Raw genomic sequence first — 385 nt, 5'->3', positions numbered from 1 at the left:
TCTCCCGGGTGGTGGCGCCGCCGGAGACCTCGATGTCGCTGCCGCCGACGGAGCGCAGCTTGAACAGGCCGTTGTGCTTCGGTGCGCCGGGGGCGCCCTCACTGCCGTTGTCGGCGATCGGGACGAGCCGCCACTTCTGCTCGTTCCGCCCGTCGCACGGGAGGGAGGCGAGGTCCTGCCGGGCGGCGGTGGCGGTCAGGCACCGGCCGCCGCTGCCGATCGTGTAGAGCCCGCCGCCCGCCGGCTGGACGCGCCAGTACTGGTTGGGGTTCTGCTCCATCGCCTCCACCAGGTGCGCCCGGGACTGGTCGGCGAAGTTGTCGATCATCATGGGCTTCCCGGCCGGGCTGTCGCTGTACTCGAACTGCCAGCCCTTGTCGCCCTT

The 385-nt window shown here is 71.7% G+C and carries 1 pseudogene; it reads right to left on the bottom strand.

The features are described from left to right. A pseudogene (locus VR45_RS28970) lies at positions 1-385 on the bottom strand (RICIN domain-containing protein); the annotation flags it as partial.

The organism is Streptomyces sp. NRRL S-495, assembly GCF_000966955.1.
Taxonomy (GTDB): Bacteria; Actinomycetota; Actinomycetes; order Streptomycetales; family Streptomycetaceae; genus Kitasatospora; species Kitasatospora purpeofusca.
This window is presented reverse-complemented; position numbering and strand designations above follow the sequence as displayed.